General features: G+C 72.3%; 2 protein-coding genes. Both read right to left on the reverse strand.

The genetic code is table 11. From position 1 onward, the window contains the following. Positions 1-432: hypothetical protein (locus VIS07_00015; GenBank protein HEY8513878.1), on the reverse strand; the 432-nt coding region annotated here is incomplete at its 3' end. A gap of 49 nt (positions 433-481) precedes the next feature. Then, positions 482-1,706: hypothetical protein (locus VIS07_00020; GenBank protein ID HEY8513879.1), on the reverse strand; the 1,225-nt coding region annotated here is incomplete at its 5' end.

The following is a 1,706-nucleotide window of genomic DNA, read 5'->3' on the forward strand; positions in this document are numbered from 1 at the left end:
GAGCACGCGGTCGTTCGGCCGCACCGCCTCCCAGGTCACGACCCCGAGCACCACCAGGATCGTCAAGTACAGAAGCGGGTTCAGCCAGTGCTGCGCCGTCTCGCCGCCGACGAAGCCCGCGAGCGCGAGCAGCGCCGGGAACCCTGGAGGGTAGCGCGAGTACAGCTTCCCCTCCCGCCACAGATAGGTCTGCGCGAAGACGTCGTAGCTGCGCGCCGGATTGCGGTTCGGCGCGACCAGATCGAGGTCGCTCGGGTCGTGGAACACCGTGCCGCGGGCGAGATCCGCAGCGAACGTCAGGAACGCGAACTGGTCGCTCGCGAGGTACCACGTGTTGTGCCGCTCGAGGCCGCGCGCCGCCACGAGCACCGCGAGCGCGCCGAGAACCAGCGCCGCCCAGCGAACGAGACGTCCTTGCTGTCGCCGTCGCATGTCACCGCACCTACCGCATCACCCACGCACGAGCAGCGCCCTGCTCGCCTTATGTTGCACCCGAGTCGATCCCGAGGAAGCGGCGGACGCGGTCCTTCTGCTCCTCGGTCATCACCAGCTCGTACAGGACGACGCCGCGCGGCGCGCTGCGCGGGTCGACGAACCACTCGAGCAGAGCGGGTCCACGCTTGCGTCCGACGACGCGCAGCGCCGCGATGTCGCGCATCGTTTCGTCGAGCGCGACGACCTGACGCTGGTCGACCAGGAAGAAGGCGCGCCGGCCAGAGAGGATGGCGAGCACCGCCGCTTCCGGTCCCTGGCGACGGAGCAGGGCGAGCTCCGAGAGATAGAGCGCGTCGACCCCGAGATAGTGCGCGATGTTCTCTGCGGGACGCCCGAGCGCCTCGCTGGTGATGACCAGCGAGCCCCGCGGAACGAGCGCGCCCAGCGCCGCGCGCGCCTGCTCGACCTGCGGGCGCTGGAACGGATCGCGCTGCGCGGAGCTCGCGGCGAGACGCACGCCGGCGAGCGCGACGAGCGCGAGCGCGGGCAGAAGCGGCGCGAGACGGCTCAGCGCACGTCCGGCGCGCGGCACGAGCGGTAGCAGCGCCGACGCCGCGAGCGCGCCCGCGAGCACGCTCTCCCGGACGCCGATCGCGGGCACGCGCAGAGCGTGCGGCAGCCAGCGCTGCCCGAGCACCAGCGCGGCCGCGAGCAAGGCCGCGATCCGCCACGCGTGCGAGCGACGCTCGTCGGCCACGAGCCGGCAGGCGACCGCCGTCCCCACCGCCGTCAGCGGGATCAAGCACAGCGCAGCACCCGCCAGGTAGCGCGCGTCGGGATGCGACCAGCAGCTGTAGAACGGCACCGCCACGAGCGGGTACGGCGCGAACGCCGCGACGAGCGGCCGTCGCACGCGGATTCCCCACGCGACGCCGAGCAGCGTCAGCAGACCGAGCCAGCCGAACGAGCGCTCGAGGTGCGCGACGTTGCCGGGCAGCGTCTGCCAGAGGTTCGCCAGGCGAAACGCACCGCCCGACTCGAACATCGTCTGCGCGAGCACGAGCCACGGCGTCCCGACGACCGACAGAACCTCGCGGAACTCCGCGCCCTGCGTGAACGCAAACGGATGTCCCTGCGTCACCGTGTTGTAGGCGAAGAGCGGCAGCGCGCCGACGAGGAACGCGACCGCGCCGAGGAGCGCGTCGCGCAGCCCGCCGCGCTCGATCCGGAACAGCACGCCGAGCGACACGCCGTAGAGCACCGCGTCCGGA

The organism is Candidatus Binatia bacterium, assembly GCA_036563615.1.
Lineage (GTDB): Bacteria > Desulfobacterota > Binatia > UBA12015 > UBA12015 > DATCMB01.